At 63.2% G+C, this 17,614-nt stretch carries 14 protein-coding genes and 1 pseudogene; 4 read left to right on the forward strand and 11 right to left on the reverse strand.

What is annotated here, in order from left to right; all coding sequences use genetic code 11:
- Positions 1-10: 10 nt before the first annotated feature.
- Genes ACUCCZ_RS06840 through ACUCCZ_RS06855 form a run of 4 tightly spaced genes read right to left on the reverse strand, consistent with a single transcriptional unit; the run spans position 11 to position 4,339 of the window.
- The gene (locus ACUCCZ_RS06840) at positions 11-979 is read right to left on the reverse strand and encodes a gluconeogenesis factor YvcK family protein (RefSeq protein WP_435916824.1); all 969 of its coding nucleotides are present in this window, start codon (positions 977-979) and stop codon (positions 11-13) included.
- Entirely contained in the window at positions 976-1,851 is an 876-nt protein-coding gene (rapZ, locus tag ACUCCZ_RS06845; RefSeq protein ID WP_435916825.1) for an RNase adapter RapZ, read from the reverse strand. The genes ACUCCZ_RS06840 and rapZ overlap by 4 nt, the downstream gene beginning before the upstream one ends.
- Positions 1,848-3,887 (reverse strand): excinuclease ABC subunit UvrC, encoded by a 2,040-nt coding sequence (gene uvrC, locus ACUCCZ_RS06850; RefSeq protein ID WP_435916826.1) that lies wholly within the window; start codon positions 3,885-3,887, stop codon positions 1,848-1,850. The genes rapZ and uvrC overlap by 4 nt, the downstream gene beginning before the upstream one ends.
- A 53-nt stretch (positions 3,888-3,940) precedes the next feature.
- Positions 3,941-4,339: a winged helix-turn-helix transcriptional regulator gene (locus ACUCCZ_RS06855; protein ID WP_435916827.1), complete on the reverse strand. Its 399-nt coding sequence runs from the start codon at positions 4,337-4,339 to the stop codon at positions 3,941-3,943.
- 377 nt (positions 4,340-4,716) lie between these two features.
- On the opposite strand from ACUCCZ_RS06855, the gene ACUCCZ_RS06860 reads away from it, so the two are divergent.
- The gene (locus ACUCCZ_RS06860) at positions 4,717-5,463 is read left to right on the forward strand and encodes a histidine phosphatase family protein (RefSeq protein WP_435916828.1); all 747 of its coding nucleotides are present in this window, start codon (positions 4,717-4,719) and stop codon (positions 5,461-5,463) included.
- A pseudogene (locus ACUCCZ_RS06865) lies at positions 5,460-5,697 on the forward strand (hypothetical protein); the annotation flags it as partial. The gene ACUCCZ_RS06860 and the pseudogene ACUCCZ_RS06865, both read left to right, overlap by 4 nt.
- A gap of 30 nt (positions 5,698-5,727) precedes the next feature.
- Here the strand turns inward: ACUCCZ_RS06865 and uvrA are convergent.
- On the reverse strand, positions 5,728-8,679 hold the full coding sequence (gene uvrA, locus ACUCCZ_RS06870; RefSeq protein WP_435916829.1) for an excinuclease ABC subunit UvrA: 2,952 nt from the start codon (positions 8,677-8,679) through the stop codon (positions 5,728-5,730).
- 257 nt (positions 8,680-8,936) lie between these two features.
- On the opposite strand from uvrA, the gene ACUCCZ_RS06875 reads away from it, so the two are divergent.
- Together ACUCCZ_RS06875 and ACUCCZ_RS06880 are read left to right on the forward strand one after the other, a co-directional pair.
- Positions 8,937-9,578: a maleylpyruvate isomerase family mycothiol-dependent enzyme gene (locus ACUCCZ_RS06875; protein ID WP_462981567.1), complete on the forward strand. Its 642-nt coding sequence runs from the start codon at positions 8,937-8,939 to the stop codon at positions 9,576-9,578.
- Positions 9,579-9,621: 43 nt separating this feature from the next.
- Positions 9,622-10,278 carry an MBL fold metallo-hydrolase gene (locus tag ACUCCZ_RS06880; RefSeq protein ID WP_435916831.1) on the forward strand — a complete coding sequence of 219 codons (657 nt, stop codon included), beginning with the start codon at positions 9,622-9,624 and terminating at the stop codon, positions 10,276-10,278.
- Between the two features lie 17 nt (positions 10,279-10,295).
- Here the strand turns inward: ACUCCZ_RS06880 and ACUCCZ_RS06885 are convergent, their stop codons facing one another.
- From ACUCCZ_RS06885 to rpsA, 6 genes are all read right to left on the reverse strand, one after another.
- Positions 10,296-11,288, reverse strand: coding sequence for a TerC/Alx family metal homeostasis membrane protein (locus ACUCCZ_RS06885; protein WP_435916832.1), 993 nt, complete (start codon positions 11,286-11,288; stop codon positions 10,296-10,298).
- A gap of 204 nt (positions 11,289-11,492) precedes the next feature.
- A complete protein-coding gene (uvrB, locus tag ACUCCZ_RS06890) occupies positions 11,493-13,598 on the reverse strand; it encodes an excinuclease ABC subunit UvrB (protein ID WP_435916833.1) in 2,106 nt (701 codons plus the stop codon).
- 63 nt (positions 13,599-13,661) lie between these two features.
- Entirely contained in the window at positions 13,662-14,672 is a 1,011-nt protein-coding gene (locus tag ACUCCZ_RS06895) for a YeiH family protein (RefSeq protein ID WP_435916834.1), read from the reverse strand.
- A gap of 34 nt (positions 14,673-14,706) precedes the next feature.
- Positions 14,707-15,351 carry a dephospho-CoA kinase gene (gene coaE / locus ACUCCZ_RS06900; protein WP_435916835.1) on the reverse strand — a complete coding sequence of 215 codons (645 nt, stop codon included), beginning with the start codon at positions 15,349-15,351 and terminating at the stop codon, positions 14,707-14,709.
- Complete coding sequence (locus tag ACUCCZ_RS06905) at positions 15,351-15,815, reverse strand: transcriptional regulator (RefSeq protein ID WP_435916837.1); 465 nt, start codon at positions 15,813-15,815, stop codon at positions 15,351-15,353. The genes coaE and ACUCCZ_RS06905 overlap by 1 nt, the downstream gene beginning before the upstream one ends.
- Before the next feature lie 239 nt (positions 15,816-16,054).
- Positions 16,055-17,551 (reverse strand): 30S ribosomal protein S1, encoded by a 1,497-nt coding sequence (rpsA, locus tag ACUCCZ_RS06910; protein ID WP_435916838.1) that lies wholly within the window; start codon positions 17,549-17,551, stop codon positions 16,055-16,057.
- Between the last annotated feature and the right edge of the window lie 63 nt (positions 17,552-17,614).

Genomic DNA, 17,614 nt, shown 5'->3' on the forward strand with positions numbered 1-17,614 from the left:
TAGGCGACAATCAGCGAGGCTGGACGCCCATGATGTTGGCGTATGCCGACGCCAACCGCAGAGGGTCATGCCGAGCCGATCCATCACGCATTGCCAAGTCGTCGACGACGATCTCAGCTCCCAGATTGCGGGCAAACGATTCCAGATGGGGATCCTGCCCGGCGAACCCGCGATCGACGAGGACGACGTCGAAGCGCATCCGTGGCTCGTGCTCGGCGATGACCTCAAGATGTCGCGCGGGGGTGAACCCGTCCGTCTCGTCAGCACCGGACACGTTGAGGGTGAGGATCTTGCGCGCCTTCGACTCAAGGACCGCGTTGACGATTTCGGGCACCAGGAGATGTGGCATGACCGAGGTGAACCACGACCCAGGCCCCAGGATGAGGTTGTCGGACTCGCGAATCGCGTCCAGCGCCTGGGGACAGGCCCCTGGCTCGGATGGCTCCAACCTCACCTTGAGCACCTCGGCCCGAGTCTTGGCGACCGTTGCCTGCCCGGTGAGGGTGTACTCCTCGTCCGGCTGGTTCGGGTCCAGACCGACCACCTGGGCGCTGATGTCCAGTGGGGTCAGGGACATCGGCAGTACGCGGCCCCGGACGTCAAGGAGCTGACCGACCATGTCCAGGCCGGACACAGGGTCACCAAGCTCCTGCCACAGGCCTGCGATGAGAAGGTTGCCGATGGCGTGACCGGCGAGCTCCCCCGTGCCGTTGAAACGTGCCTGCAGCACCTCGGCCCAGGTACGACCGAGGTGATCGTCAGCACACAGCGCGGCAAGGGCACGACGCAGGTCGCCCGGCGGCAGGATGTCGAACTCCTCGCGCAGCCGACCGGAGGAGCCACCATTGTCGGCGACGGTGACCACAGCAGTGAGACGGTCCGTGAGCCGCCGCAGGGCACGCAGCGACACGGCCAGCCCGTGCCCACCGCCGAACGCCGTGACAATCGGCAGCGTCGAAGGGGTTGACACCATCGTCATTCCTTCCCAAGATCTCGGTGCAGGACGGCGGTGCGGTGTCCACGAACCGCCAGACGGGCGGACAATTCCTCGGACATGGCGGTACTGCGATGTTTTCCGCCGGTGCAGCCAACGGCCACCGTGACCTGCTTCTTGCCTTCCCGAAGATACCCCGGAGCCATGCCAACCAGGAGTTCCTCGACTCGATCGATGAACTCGGTCGCGCCTGCCTGGGCCATGACGTAGGAGGCGACGTCGGAGGACAGACCCGTCTTGGGACGAAGTTCCGGAACCCAGTACGGGTTCGGCAGGAAACGGACGTCGAAGACAAGGTCGGCGTCGATCGGTACCCCACGCTTGAATCCGAAAGACATCACCTGGAAGGCCAGGCCCTCGTCGATCCCCTCGGCGAACGCGTGGTCAATGCGTTGGGCGAGCTGACGAGCGGTGATGGAGGTGGTGTCGATGACAAGGTCGGCCTCGGCACGCAGGTCGGAGAGCATGCGACGCTCGAGGGCGACGGCGTCAAGGAGATGACCTCCCTGCTGAAGCGGCATGGGGCGACGGCTGGACTCCTGACGACGCACGATGGTCTCGTCGGAAGCTTCCAGGAAGACGATGGCGGGTTCGATGTCACGCTCGTCAAGGGCGTCAACGGCCACTCCCAAGGTGTCGAACATGATCCGGCTTCGAACGTCGAGGACGACCGCCAGACGATCGATGTCATTGGCGCCAATCTCGTCGACGAGAGCCCCCAACATCACTGGGGGCAGGTTGTCGACGACATACCAGCCCAGGTCCTCCATGGCGTGGGCCGCGGTACGACGGCCAGCACCCGAGATGCCGCTGATGATGACAACTCGCGGAGTCTTGGTCGTCTGCTCGGTGCTCACGATTCAAGGGTAGTGCTGTTACCAGAATCGGCCAGTCCGTCGGCGTCGACGACCTCACCGGTCGCCGTGTTGATCGCCTCGCCGGCCTTGTCCTTCGAGAGGGCCGCGACGACCTCTCCTGCGAGTTTGGGGCCGAACCCAGGAACCTCGGCAATATCCTCGACGGTCGCCTTCCGTAGCGCCCGCACTGACCCGAAATGGGAGACGAGGGCCTTGCGACGGGCCTCCCCCAGCCCGGAGACCCCGTCGAGGACGGATTCCACCATCGCCTTGGATCGCTTGGACCGGTGGAACGTGATGGCGAACCGGTGAGCCTCGTCACGCAGACGCTGCAGCAGGTAGAGCCCCTCGGAGGTACGCGGCAGGATGACCGGCCACTCCTCGTCCGGGAGCCACACCTCCTCCAGGCGTTTTGCCAACCCACACAGTGCGATTTCATCCTCGAGGCCAAACTCCTCAAGGACCTCCTGCGCGGCGTGAACCTGAGGTGCGCCGCCGTCGACGACGATGAGGTGCGGGGCGTAGGCGAACTTGCGGGGTGCACCAGTGGTGGGGTCGATGAGAGAACCGACGTCACCGTCAGGGGTTTGCGCCTCGGCCATGGCGTCGCGGTCCTCGACGAGGCGACGCAGCCGTCGCGACAACACCTCGTGCATCGCGGCGAAGTCGTCGGACCCCTCGAATCCCTTGATGATGAATCGCCGGTACTCGGACTTACGCGGCATGCCGTCCTCGAAGACGACCATCGACCCGACGACATTGGTTCCCTGGATGTGGGAGATGTCATAGGACTCCATCCTCAGTGGAGCACGGTCCAGGCCGAGGGCCTCCTGGATGTCCTCCAGGGCTCGGGTGCGGGTGGCCAGGTCCGAGGCTCGCTTCAGCTTGTGCTGGGCCAGGGTTTCCTCGGCGTTACGGGTGACGGTGTCCATGAGGGTCGCCTTGTCACCGCGGCGGGGTACCCGGATCTCGACGTGGGAACCACGTTCGGAACTGAGGATCGTGGACATGACGTCGGGGTTCGCTGGGTTGATGGAGACGAGCACCAGTGGCGGGATGGCGTTGCCATGACCGTCGTCACGGACCTGGCCGTCACTGGAATTGATGCCGTAGAGCTGGGTGAGGAAGGTTTCCATGAGCTCGGCCTCGTCGGCGTCGTCGGCGCGGTCTGCTACCCAACCACGTTCGCCACGGATGCGTCCGCCCCGAACATGGAAGATCTTGACCCCCACCTCCAGCGGGTCAACGGCCATCGAGATGACGTCGGCGTCGGTCCCGTCACCGAGAACGACGGCATTGCGCTCCAACGTCTTGGACAGGGCTTCCAGGGAGTCACGAATGACGGCGGCACGTTCGAATTCCAGATTCTCGGAAGCCTCCGCCATCTCCGACTCCAGCCTCTTGACGATCCTCGTCGTGCGACCGGCCATGAAGTCACAGAACTCGTCGGCGATCGCGCGGTGGGCCTCCGGGGAGATCCGACCGACGCAGGGGGACGAGCACTTGCCGATGTAGCCGAGCAGACAGGGACGACCCTGGTTCTTCGCCCGATTGAAGACGCCGGTCGAGCAGGACCTCATCGGGAAGACCCGCAGCAGGGTCTCGACGGTGTCGCGGATCGCCCAGGCCTGGCCGAATGGTCCGTAGTAGCGCCATCCTTTGTGATGAGCACCGCGACCGACGAAGACACGCGGGTACTCGTCGGTCCAGGTGAAGCACAGCCACGGGTAGGACTTGTCGTCGCGATACATGACGTTGAACCGCGGATCGAATTCCTTGATCCAGGTGTATTCGAGCTGGAGGGACTCCACCTCGTTCTGCACCACCGTCCACTGCACGTGGGCAGCGGTGGTGACCATGCGCTGGGTGCGCGGGTGGAGGGCTGAAGTGTCCTGGAAGTAAGAGTTGAGCCGGTTGCGCAGATTTTTGGCCTTGCCGACGTAAATGACCTGCCCGTGTTCGTCACTGAATCGATAGACCCCTGGTTGGGTCGGGATGGTTCCCAGGGCGGGACGGTAGGTGGACGGATCGGCCATGGTGGCAAGCCTAAGGGGTCGTGACGACGTGGCAGCTCACTCCAGGCGCTGCGTCATCTGGCGGAGGATGCAACCTGTTCCTGACAGCTGGCGCCGCAGCGCTCCAGCGCATCAAGGACGCCGTGGAGGCTTCGGCCAAGATCAGTGAGTTCGTCGTCGACGCGCGGAGGCACCTCGGCGTACACCGTGCGAGTGAGCAACCCTGGTACTCCATCACACGCAGATTGGAGGTGAGAACCTTCTGCGAGACGCCACCAAAACTCGGAGAATCGCATCTTGCCGCCCATGAGGTCACGAAGGATGAGGACCCGCCACTTCGAGTCGATGAAAATCAATGCCGTCTCGACCGGACAGTCCGGTACATCCGCTTCCGCCATCTCCCCCATCCCTGTGGCCTTCACCCAGCTGACCTTCTCTCCCGACGTTGTCCTCAGGGTATTGCGCTTCTTCATGCACAAGTTACCTCAAGGTAGCCATCGCACATGAAAGTGCCTACTTCACTGAAGTTCTGTTCCGAGCAAGACTCCGCACAGTGCCTCGCGATTGTGTCGGGGCATCAGAATTGACCTCACTCCCGAGGAACAAGCACCCATGAGGATCGCCATGATCGTCGCCAACGGCAAGGCCTGGTCTCACACCACCGCACAGGCAATCAAGCGTGGCCTGAACGTGCTGCGCCAGGGCCACGGTGTGAGTGGACCTACCTCTGCCCCGCCGCTGACTTCCAGGCAGATGGGTCTGAAGGACACGATGTCGTCCTCGGCGGGGAGGAGTTCAGCACCGATGCCAAAGGCACCAGCACGATCAGTTTCGCCGGTAGGCTGGCCACGTGCATCTTCTCCTCATTCGCCACGGCCAGTCCGAAAACAATGCCAATGCGGCAAAATCCGTCGAGGCGTATCGGAAGGGGCGCAAACCCGACCCCGAACTCACCGAGCTTGGTCACCGCCAGGCCGAGGCCCTGGGGGCATGGATCGGATCGGTCTCTCCGCGACCGACCACGCTGTACTCCTCCCCCATGATGCGCACCATTCAGACGGCAACGCCGGTCGCCGAAGCGCTCGATCTTCCCATCACGGTCAGCGATCTCATCTTCGAGCGCCCCGGTCTGGTTCAGGTTGTTGACGGGGTCGAGATCGGCCACCCGGGGTCGCCGCTGTCGACCCTGTCTTCCATCACCGATCGCGCAGTCTTTCCCGAGACGATCACCGAGGAGGGCTGGCGCGAGGCCCGCATCGAAACTGCCGCAGAGGCGGCAGATCGTGCCGGTCGCATCGCCGAATGGGTGCGTGAGGCGCACGATGACGACGAGTGCATTGCGCTGGTGGCCCACGGGGCCATCGGATCGATGCTCCTGCTCCACCTCATTGCCCCACACCTTGCCGCTGAACTGCGAAATCACGCCATCGGCAGCGAACCCCATTGGGTCGGTTTGCAGAACACTGCCACCTCGATGATCGAACTTCACCCGAACGGATATGAGGTGCACTGGATCAACCGGGTGGATCACCTCATCGAAGCAGGCATGGTTCACGGCGCCGTCGCCGCCTCCACCGGCAACCCCGGCACCCGCTGAGCGCAGGCACACGATCATGTCCCACCACTCGACGCGAGATCTTGCGCACCACCGGGGGAGTCGTTGTCCTGGCCACCTGCGGGGCGATCACCGGTTGCAGCAGCGACCAGAACTCCGACGACGTGCACACCTGCCCGGCGACGATCCGGGCCGCTGACGTCGGTTGACGGTGGAACCGTCATCGACGGTACGAACTTCGTCTTCACCAAGGCCACAATGGCCGAGAAGGAGGGCGTCTTTGATCGTCAGCGGTTCCTGAACCACTCAGTGGGTCTTCTTGCGGGAAGCGGAAGCCTTCTTCGCACTCTTTTTCTTGGCCTCGGTCGGCTCCTTCATGAGAGTCGACTCGCCGCCGACGGGCACTTCATGCCCAGCCAGGATCTCGGACAAGAACTGCCCGGTATAGGAGCCCTCAACGGTGGCCACCTGTTCCGGGGTCCCTTCCGCGACGACCAGGCCGCCCCCATTTCCACCTTCGGGACCCATGTCGATGATCCAGTCAGCGGTCTTGATGACGTCAAGGTTGTGCTCGATGACGAGAACCGAGTTGCCCTGATCGACGAGCCGTCCCAGCACCAGCAAGAGTTTGCGAATGTCCTCGAAATGCAGCCCCGTCGTAGGTTCGTCAAGCACGTACAGCGTCTTGCCGGTGGAACGCTTCTGCAGCTCTGAGGCCAACTTCACGCGCTGTGCCTCTCCACCCGACAACGTCGTTGCCGGCTGCCCCAACCGTACGTAGCCTAGTCCCACCTCGACGAGAGTCTTGAGGTGGCGGTGGATCGAGGAGATCGGCTCGAAGAAGGTGCACGCCTCCTCGATGGGCATGTCGAGCACCTCGGCGATGGTCTTGCCCTTGTAGTGGACCTCCAAGGTCTCGCGGTTGTACCTGGCCCCATGGCAGACCTCGCACGGCACGTAGACATCGGGGAGGAAGTTCATCTCGATCTTGATGGTGCCGTCGCCCTGGCAGTTCTCGCAGCGTCCTCCCTTGATGTTGAAGGAGAACCGGCCCTGTTGGTAACCGCGCACCTTGGCCTCAGGGGTCTGGGCGAACAGCGCTCGAATCTTGTCGAAGACCCCGGTGTACGTTGCCGGGTTCGACCTCGGTGTCCGGCCAATCGGGGACTGGTCGACGTGGATGATCTTGTCGACCTCGTCTACCCCGGTGATCGTCGAGTGCCTGCCGGGGACCGCCCGAGCGCCGTGGATCCGGTGGGCCAACGAGGTGTAGAGGATCTGATTGACCAAGGTCGACTTACCAGAGCCACTCACTCCAGTGACGACGACGAGCTGACCCAGCGGGAAGGTGACGTCAACGTTCTGCAGGTTGTTCTCACGAGCCCCCTTGACCACCAGCTGCCGTCCGGAACGAGGGCGTCGGGCCGCTGGCAGCGGAATGGACCTCTTGCCCGACAGGTACGCGCCCGTCACCGACCTTTCGCTGGCCAGCAGTGCGTCAACGGTTCCCGAGACGACCACCTCGCCGCCGTGCTCGCCGGCACCCGGGCCAACATCGACAACCCAGTCGGCGACGCGGATGGTGTCCTCGTCGTGCTCGACGACGATGAGAGTGTTGCCGAGATCCCGCAGTCTGCCGAGGGTGTCGATGAGACGGCGGTTGTCTCGCTGGTGCAAGCCGATGGAGGGCTCGTCGAGAACGTAGAGCACACCGACCAGTCCAGAACCGATCTGAGTGGCCAGCCGGATGCGCTGGGCCTCTCCACCGGACAGTGACCCTGCTGACCGCGACAGGGTGAGATAGTCCAGACCGACGTCGACCAGGAATCGCAGCCGCGCCCGAACCTCCTTGACAACCCGTTCGGCGATGGTCGCCTCACGCTCCGTCAGTGTCAGGGCATTGAGGAACTGCGAGGCGTCCCCGATGGACATGTCGGAAACCTCGGCGATGCTGCGACCGCCAACCGTCACCGCGAGGCTCGTCGGCTTGAGCCGCTTGCCATGGCAGTCCCGGCACGGCACCTCACGCAAGTACTGCCCCCACCGGGAGCGGGCGGAGTCGGTCTCAGCCTCGTCATAACGACGACGCACGTAGTGCAGCACTCCCTCGTAATTCTGCGAGTAGGTACGCACCCGGCCGAACCGGTTGCGGTACGTGACCATCACCGGGTCGCCGTCACCATGCAGCACCAACTTGCGGGCCTTCGCCGGAAGCTCTGACCAGGGCAGGGTGGCATCGAAACCGTGGTTCTCCCCGAGACCGGCGAAGACGTGCTGGTAGTGGTTGGCCACTCGCGGTCCCGACCACGGCGCGATGGCCCCCTCGAACAGGCTCAATCCCGAATCGGGAACCACGAGTTCAGGATCGACCTCGAGAGTTGCCCCGAGCCCCGAGCAGGTCGGGCAGGCACCCCAGGGGCCATTGAAGGAAAACTGGCGAGGTTCCAGCTCATCAATGTCGATGTCATGCTGATTGGGGCAGGCCATCGTCTCGGAGAATCGACGTTCGCGATGCGGGTCGGAAGGGTCGCGATCGACGAAGTCAATACCCACGATTCCGTGAGCCAGACTGAGGGCAGTCTCCACGGACTCGGTCAGACGTTGCTTGGCCAACGGTTTGACCGCGATCCGGTCGACGACGACGTCGACGTCATGCTTGCGTTTCTTGTCCAGGGGCGGCACTTGACCGAGCCGATGGACCTCGCCATCAACGCGCACACGAGTGAACCCGTCAGTCGTGAGCTGCCGGAAGAGTTCGACGTACTCACCCTTGCGACCACGGATGACCGGTGCCAGCACCTGGAACTTCGTACCCCCGTCCAGGGCCATCAACCGATCGACGATCTGCTGAGGGGTCTGACGACTGATGAGCTCACCGCACACCGGGCAGTGGGGCTTGCCGATCCGGGCCCAGAGCAGACGCAGGTAGTCGTGGATCTCGGTGATCGTGCCGACCGTCGAACGGGGGTTGCGCGAGGTGGACTTCTGGTCGATGGAGACGGCGGGGCTCAAGCCCTCGATGAAGTCGACGTCCGGCTTGTCCATCTGCCCCAGGAACTGACGGGCATAGGAGGACAAGGACTCCACATAACGACGCTGGCCTTCAGCGAAGACAGTGTCGAAGGCAAGGGACGATTTTCCCGAACCTGACAAGCCAGTGAACACGATCATGGCGTCCCTGGGGAGATCCAGGCTGACGTTGCGCAAATTGTGCTCTCGGGCACCGCGGACGATGATGTGGTCACTCACAGGCTTCATGGTAGAGGCCGCGAAAGACAGTTCCACGGCTCTGCGCGGTCGGCAGAACAGAACACGGATGAGCCTTTCGAACCCCCTGTGAACCTGAAGCTAGCAGGCCGGTCCAGTGGTCGTTCATCTGGCAACTTCGTTGAAGTGCCAGTAGGTTGGACGGCATGAGCGCAGCCACACGACCGCCAGGTCTGTGTCCGAGCACTCCCCGACACGAAATCCGCATTGCCGAGCGGGAAGCTACACAACGTCTGCTCGGGGCCACCATGGGCTTGTCTGATGAGGAATGGCAAGCTCCCAGTCGATTGGCTGGCTGGACTCGCGCGCACATCGCGACCCACATCGCCCGCAACGCTGAGGCCCTGGAAGCAGTGACGAAGGCCGTAGTCGCTGACCATGAGGTCCCCCGTCTCTATCCCTCCGACGAGATCCGCGACCGCGACATCGAACGTGGCTCAGAACGCACTGGGGTGGAGTTGCAGATCGACCTGGACACCACGGCTGGCTCCCTCAACACCACCTTCGACTCCCTTGAGGACATGGCGCCCGGCACTGCCGTGTGGCTCAATGACGACATCCGTGTCGACACCACCGACCTGCCAGCTCTACGACTTTCCGAAATCGCACTCCATCACGTCGACCTCGATCTCGGGATGACCGTCGACGACCTCCCTGACGTCGCGTCCCGAACCTTGTTGGAGTGGGTGTGCTTCCGGCTGCGTGACCGTCCAGAGGTCCCGGCCATGCGTGTCGTCTCCGATTCCGGACTGGTTGACCGTATCGGAGGTGTGGGATTCGCGACGACGATTCACGGGTCTGACGGCGCACTGGCAGGATGGCTGTCAGGCAGAGGTGGGACCTCGCGTCTCGCCGGGGCCGACCAATTAGCCGTCCCCATGCTCATCTGACGGGGCCCGGCGGATCGCCTGCCCGTTCCAGAAAGGAGTCGTCATGCCGCTCTACCACGTCGATCCCGGATCTGAGGCTGCCCTCATCAAGGTCAACGCGGACATCGACCTCATCAAGGTGTCGGTGGGCACGATGGACAACAACGCCTACCTCATCCACCCCGGTGCTGGGCCTGCCGTCCTCGTCGACGCAGCTGCCGATCCTGGTCGGCTCAACGCCCTCATCGGGACAACTGAGGTGGGAGCAATTGTGACGACCCATCGTCATCAGGACCATACCGGGGCTCTCGCGGAGATGGTCACCATCACGGGTGCTCAGCCGTGGTGTGGAGAGCCCGACGCCGAGGCCATTGAGGCCAGCACCGGGGTGACCTGCCGCACGGTGTGGGACGGCGATCTCTTCCGCCTCGGCGACATCGAACTCGACGTCATCGGTCTGGTGGGCCACACCCGCGGATCCATCGCCCTCCGGTTGCGCGGCAATCCGAGCGACCACCTCCTCACAGGCGATTCCCTCTTTCCCGGCGGGGTCGGCAAGACCAGTGGAAGCCGTGAGTTCGAAAGGCTCTACAACGACGTCTGCATGAAGATCTTCGCGCCGATGGCCGACACCACGGTCATCCACCCCGGACATGGAGATGCCACAACGGTCGGAGAGGAGCGTCCCAACCTTCCGTTGTGGCGTGCCCGCGGCTGGTGATCCCGGGCGCATGAGGGTCAAGCCTCGATCCTGGCCTTCGCGTCATCCCGCTTGCTCTTGATGACGCTCGCGACGGTGGTGAGGACCAGGGCCGCGACGATGACGGCCAGGGACACACCGATCGAGACCTCGGCGCTGATACCGAACCAGGCCTGATCCAAGCCGTAGTGATGCAGGGCGTGGCCGATGAGCTTGAGGGCGATGAAGCCCAGGATGACGGCCAGGCCGAGGGACAGGTACACCAGACGCTCGAGCAGGCTTCCGATCAGGAAGTACAACTGGCGCAGGCCCATGAGAGCGAAGACGTTGGCGGTGAAGATGAGGTAACCCTCGCTCGTCAGGCCGTAGGAAGCCGGAATGGAATCCAGCGCGAAGAGCAGGTCGGTCATGCCGAGTGCGACACAGACCATGGACATCGAGGTGGCCAGGATCTTGCCGTTCTCACGGACGAAGAACTTGGTGCCACGGTAGTCACCGGTGGTCGGCACCGTGCGCTTGAACCACGCCATGAGGCGACCGTCCTCGCCAGTGTCCTCGTCCTCGTCGTCCCGGTGACGGTAGTCGCGCACCTGGTCGATCGCCGAGTACAACAGGAAGGCGCCGAAGATGAAGAACACCCAGGCCCAGGCCTCCAGGATCGCCTGGCCCAAGGCAATGAAGACACCTCGAAAGACCAGGGCGACGATGATGCCCACCAGCAGGGCAAATTGCTGCAGCTTCCGTGGAACGTTGAACTTCTCCATGAGGATGAGGAAGATGAACAGATTGTCGATCGACAAGCTGTACTCGGTCAACCACACCGCGAAGAACTGACCAGCTGCGGAATGCCCTTGCAGGATCCATACGCCCAACCCGAACAACACTGCCAGGCCGACGAACACACCGACGAAGGTGGCGCATTCCCTGGTGGAGGGGACGTGAGGCCTTCGTCCCAGGATAATGACGTCGAAGAAAAGCAAGGCCCCCATCACGAGGATGGTGATGATCCAGACATACGCGTGAACGTGCAAAACCGGGCCTCCGAAGCGGGTACGAGAAGGTCCGGAGGTCTCGTCCGCACCGGCGTGAGTGGTATCACCTCACCGGGGCTGTGCGGCCGGACCGTGATGGCACGATCGTGATGACGACCACACTTTTCTCAGGAGTACTCCCCTCCAAGGACCTTCATCCTCTCACACCCGCGCCATCCGACGCGAGGTGAAACCTCGTGTGGACTACCGGTTCGCCTCCACCATCTGGCGCAATTCCTTCTTCAGGTCCGCGATCTCGTCGCGAAGACGGGCCGCCACCTCGAACTTGAGTTCGCCAGCAGCAGAGCGCATCTCGTTGGTGAGCTCGACGATGAGGCTGCCAAGATCTTCCTCAGCCATCTTCGAGGCGTCCAGGCGTTTGCCCTGGGCTGCCCGCTGCTCGTCGGTGATCATCGAGTTGTAGCCGCGACGGCCCTTGCCATAGTTGAACTTCTCGACGAGGGCGTCGGTGTCGGCCTCCTCGCGGGCGAGCATCTCGGTAATGTCGCCGATCTTCTTGCGAAGTGGCTGCGGGTCGATGTCGTGATCCCTGTTGTAGGCCATCTGGATCTCGCGACGACGATTCGTCTCGTCAATCGCAACCCGCATCGAGTCGGTGATCTGGTCGGCGTACATGATGACCTGACCGTTGACGTTTCGAGCGGCACGGCCGACCGTCTGGATGAGGGAGCGTTCCGAGCGGAGGAATCCCTCCTTGTCAGCATCCAGAATGGCCACCAGGGACACCTCGGGAAGGTCAAGTCCCTCTCGTAGCAGGTTGATGCCGACGAGGACGTCGAACTCCCCCATGCGTAGTTCCTTGAGTAACTCGATGCGCTTGAGGGTGTCGATCTCCGAGTGCAGGTACCTGGTGCGGATACCGTGTTCCATGAGGTAGTCGGTGAGGTCCTCGGCCATCTTCTTGGTCAGGGTCGTCACCAGGACACGATCGCCACGATCCACCCGGGTACGGATCTCAGCCATGAGGTCGTCGATCTGGCCACGAGTGGGCTTGACGATGATCTCGGGATCCACCAGACCGGTCGGACGAATGATTTGTTCGACGACACCGTGGGCCCGCTCAGTCTCGTAGGAACCGGGCGTGGCGGACAGGTAGACAGTCTGGCCGATCCGCTGGGTGAACTCGTCGAACTTGAGAGGACGGTTGTCGATCGCGCTGGGAAGTCGGAAACCATGTTCCACCAATGTCCGCTTGCGGCTCATGTCGCCCTCGTACATGCCCCCGATCTGCGGGACGGTGACGTGAGACTCGTCGATGACGAGCACGAAGTCCTCAGGGAAGTAGTCGAGCAGACAGTTCGGGGCCGACCCGGGAGCACGTCCGTCGATGTGACGCGAGTAGTTCTCGATGCCGGCACAGGCTCCGACCTGCTGCATCATCTCGATGTCGTAGGTGGTGCGCATCCGCAGCCGCTGGGCTTCCAGCAGCTTGCCGTCACGCTCCAGAACGGCCAAGCGCTCCTCCAGTTCCTGCTGGATCGACGCAATCGCCCGCTCCATGCGCTCGGGTCCGGCGACGTAGTGGGTTGCCGGGAAGACGTAGACCTGCTCGTCCTCGCTGATGACCTCGCCGGTGAGGGGGTGCATCGTCGTGAGGGCCTCGACCCCATCGCCGAAGAACTCCACGCGCAGGGCATTCTCCTCATAGACCGGGAAGATCTCCAGGGTGTCGCCGCGCACTCGGAAGGTGCCCCGCTCCCCCGAGATGTCGTTGCGAACGTACTGGTTGGTGACGAGGTCTCGCAACAGCTCGTCACGGTTCCACTCCTGGCCGACCTCCAACGGGATCATCCGATCGACATACTCCTGCGGAGTACCCAGACCGTAGATGGCCGAGACGGTCGCCACCACGATGACATCCCGCCGAGTCAGCAGGGAGTTCGTTGCGGAGTGACGCAGCCTCTCGACTTCTTCGTTGAGGCTGGAATCCTTCTCGATGTAGGTGTCCGTCTGAGGAATGTACGCCTCGGGTTGGTAGTAGTCATAGTACGAGACGAAGTACTCCACCGCGTTGTCCGGAAAGAAGGTGCGCAGCTCCTGGGCGAACTGGGCAGCCAGCGTCTTGTTGGGCTGCATGACGAGCATGGGACGCTGCAGCTTCTCCGCCAGCCACGCGACCGTAGCCGTCTTGCCAGTACCGGTGGCGCCGAGCAGAACGACGTCCTGCTCACCGTTCTTGACCCTCCTCTCCAGTTCCGCAATGGCCTGCGGCTGGTCACCGGAAGGCTCGAACTCACTGACGACGTGGAAGGGCGCAACACGGCGAGTGATGTCGGTAACTGGACGCATGGGACCAACCCTAGTTCGGTGCCACCCCGATGCGGGACCACCGAATTTCAGCTCAGTGGGAACTCAGACCAAGGCAAGAACGAGGAGGAGGGAAACTCCGGCGGCAACGGTCGCCGACATCGCACCGAGCCCGATGGCACGTCCACCGGTGGAGGCAAGGACTTTGATACGAACACCGGCACCCATCGCAGCCATGGCGGCCGTCAGCAGGATCGTGGCAATCACGTCGGCCCCATCGGTCAGCCAGGAGGGCAGGTCGAAGATGGAGCGAATGACGACCATGATGAGGAACCCGAGGACGAAGTGCGGGATGATCGGCCCTGTCTTCGTCCCGGTGTGACGTTGAGCACTGCGTTTCTGGGACAGGCCCACCAGGGCGATGAGCGGTGCCAGCAGCACGACGCGACCGAGCTTGGTCACCACGGCAACATCCGTGACGTGGGCAAGGTTCCCCGCCGCCACGACCTGGCCAACCTCATGGATTGATGCACCGAGCCACACCCCGGTCTGACGCGGGGTGAGCCCAATGACGCCGGCCAACCATGGGAAGAGCAGAAGTGCCACGGTGCCGAAGAGGGTGACCGATGCCACCGCAGTCGCCGCGGCGTCGTCGACCTGACCACGTCCCTCCTCACCCTTGAGGTCGGGGCGTACGACAGCCGACATACCAGCCACCGCGGCGGCACCACAGATACCGGTACCGGTGGCGGTGAGGATGCGGGTCGGCCCGGACAGTTTCACCGCGCGGCCGAGGAAGGTGGTGGCGAACCAGGTCACCGTCACAGTGACGAGGATGACGACAATCGGCGCCCAACCCAGCTTCGCCACCGTCGGCAGGGACAGCCGCAGACCGAGCAGGACGACACCAGTGCGCAGGACGACCTTGTTGGTGAAGGCCACCCCTGGCTCGGCAGAGGGATGGATGAGCTTGGTGTTGCGCGCAATCACCCCGAGAATGATGGCTATGAGCATGCTGGACAGTAGCGGTACGACGTGACTGATCCCGTAGGAAATTGCAGCCGCGACGGCCATCAGTCCCAGACCTGGCAGAAGTTTTGACACGGATTGTGGCACGATGCACATCCTCGCACGAACAGTCGCGTGAGAGCTACCGCTGGCCGCCGCCCGAGTGTCCATACCCCAAGATGTGGGCCCAGGCGCGGTCCACCGCGTGGGGAAGGTTCTCGAGAGGACGACTGGTGTCGATGACGATGTCGGCAACTTCCAGACGCTCCAGGCGCGAGGCCTGGGCCCGGATCCTGGCCCGAGCGTCCTCCTCGGAACAGCCGTCCCTCTCGACGACACGCCGCACCTGCTCGGCAGGATCAACATCAGTGACGACGACCGTGTCGAACTCGTCAGCCCTGCCGGTCTCCACGAGCAGGGGAATGTCGTGGACCACGACGACCTGACCCTCCGCAGCACAGGCTTCTTCGTCCACCCGTCGAGCTGCTTCCTCGACCAGCGGATGGATGATCCCTTCCAGGCGTCGTCGAACAGATGGATCAGCAAAGACGATCGATCCCAGCGCGGGGCGGTTCAGGGAACCATCGTTGGCCAGCACCTTCTCGCCAAAGGCCGCGACGACCTGCCGAAGCCCCTCGGATCCGACTGCGACGACGTCCCTGGAAAGCTGGTCGTAATCGATGATGATGGCCCCGTGCTCAGCCAACAATGTGGAGACCGTCGACTTTCCGCTGGCGATTCCGCCTGTCAGGCCGACCCGGACGATGCTCTTGGGGCGACCGGGCATCAGGCTGGGGCCTCCTCGTCGGACGGGGTGGCCGACCCGCCAGGAGCCGTGACACAGTTCAACGGGGTGAGGCGCCAGGCCTTGCCGGACTGGTCAATGACCATGGTCCACTGACCCTTCTGCAGGTGACAGGTGGCAGGCCGATCCTTGGCGGTCTCGGCATGACCCTGGACGACGTCATTGATGTCGTCGTCACCGCTGAAGGTCTGTTCCATGGACTCGTTGACCTTGCCGTCGGGGCTCATCAGGCAGACCGTGACGACCTTGCCCTTCCATCCCCGGACGGCGGTAACCGTGGCGGGCTTGACCGTTCCCTTGGCAAGTCCGGAATCGCACGCCACCCCGACGTCGGAACTCGCCTGGGTCGTTGCTGGCCTGAGCCCTTCGTCAGAATGTGAACAGCCAGTCATCGCCGCGGCAGCAATCAGGCCCAAGGCTACCGTGGCTGCTCGCGCAGCCCTCATGACACCTCCATCAGTCGTGGCACCAGCATAAGGGGCCCCGTCGTCGCCGGTTCAACCATGTGTCGCTTGTCCATGCCGACGACCTGGCCGACGAGGAAGAGCTGTCCGGGATCGTAACCGACGAACGTGCCCGCGTTTCCGCAGCACAGTTTGACCGGCGGCCCCGAGCCGCCTGACACACCACGAGGGCCCCGCCACAATGGCGAGGCCCCTCAACGTTGCAATGGATCAGCTGATCATCAGTTGTGGGTCAGCTTGTCCCGGAGAGCCTGCAGGGCCTCGTCGGAGGCCAGCGAGCCCTCGGCCGGGCCGCTGGTGTAGGACGACTCGGCGCCACCGTCGTTGAGAGCGGCCTCCTGCTCGGCCTGCTCGGCATTGATGACCTGCTTGCGGTGAGCCTCCCAGCGAGCCTGGGCCTCGGCGTACTGCTGCTCCCAGGCGATGCGCTGCTCGTCGTAGCCGGACTTCCACTCGTTGGTCTCCGGATCGAAGCCCTCAGGGTAGATGTAGTTGCCGTCCTCATCGTAGGAGGCGGTCATGCCGTACAGCGAAGGATCGAACTCGTCGGACTCGACGTCGATGCCCTCGTTGGCCTGCTTGAGGGACAGCGAGATGCGGCGACGGTCGAGGTCAATGTCGATGATCTTGACCATGACATCGTCGTTGACGCTGACGACCTGCTCCGGGATCTCGACGTGGCGCTCGGCCAGCTCGGAGACATGGACCAAGCCCTCGATACCGTCCTCCACGCGGACGAAGGCACCGAACGGAACGAGCTTGGTGACCTTTCCGGGAACAATCTGGCCGATCTGGTGCAACCGGGCGAAGGCCTGCCACGGATCTTCCTGGGTCGCCTTGAGGGACAGCGAGACGCGCTCGCGATCCATGTCGACGTCCAGCACCTCAACGGTGACCGGCTGCCCAACCTCGACAACCTCGCTCGGGTGGTCGATGTGCTTCCAGGACAGCTCGGAAACATGGACCAGACCGTCCACACCACCGAGGTCGACGAAGGCACCGAAGTTGACGATCGAGGAGACGACACCCTTGCGGATCTGCCCCTTCTGCAGCTGGTGCAGGAAGTTCTGGCGGACCTCGGACTGGGTCTGCTCGAGCCAGGCGCGACGAGACAGCACGACGTTGTTGCGGTTCTTGTCGAGCTCGATGATCTTGGCCTCGATCTCCTGACCGACGTAAGGCTGCAGGTCGCGGACACGACGCATCTCAACGAGGGAGGCGGGGAGGAAGCCGCGCAGACCGATGTCGACGATGAGGCCGCCCTTGACGACCTCGATGACGGTACCGGTGACGACGCCCTCCTCTTCCTTGATCTGCTCGATCGTGCCCCAGGCACGCTCATACTGAGCACGCTTCTTGGACAGGATCAGACGACCCTCCTTGTCCTCCTTCTGCTGGACGAGGGCCTCGATCTCGTCACCGACGTTGACAACCTCGAAGGGGTCCACGTCGTGCTTGATCGACAGTTCCTTGGACGGGATGACACCCTCGGTCTTGTAACCGATGTCAAGGAGAACCTCGTCACGGTCCACCTTGACGACGGTGCCAGAGACGATGTCGCCGTCGTTGAAGTACTTGATGGTGGCGTCCACAGCGGCCAGGAAGGCCTCCGGGCTGCCAAGGTCGTCGACCGCCACGGATCCATCGGCGGTGTTGGCGGCATTCTGCTGGTCGATGTCGACCGGGTTCGAGGTGGAGGCCTCAGTGGAGGAGGTCATGTAGTAGGACTCCGATTGATGTCAGGTGGTTTGAAACTCGTTGCAGCCCCGACCCTGGGGTCG

This window comes from Cutibacterium nasicola, from assembly GCF_052654715.2.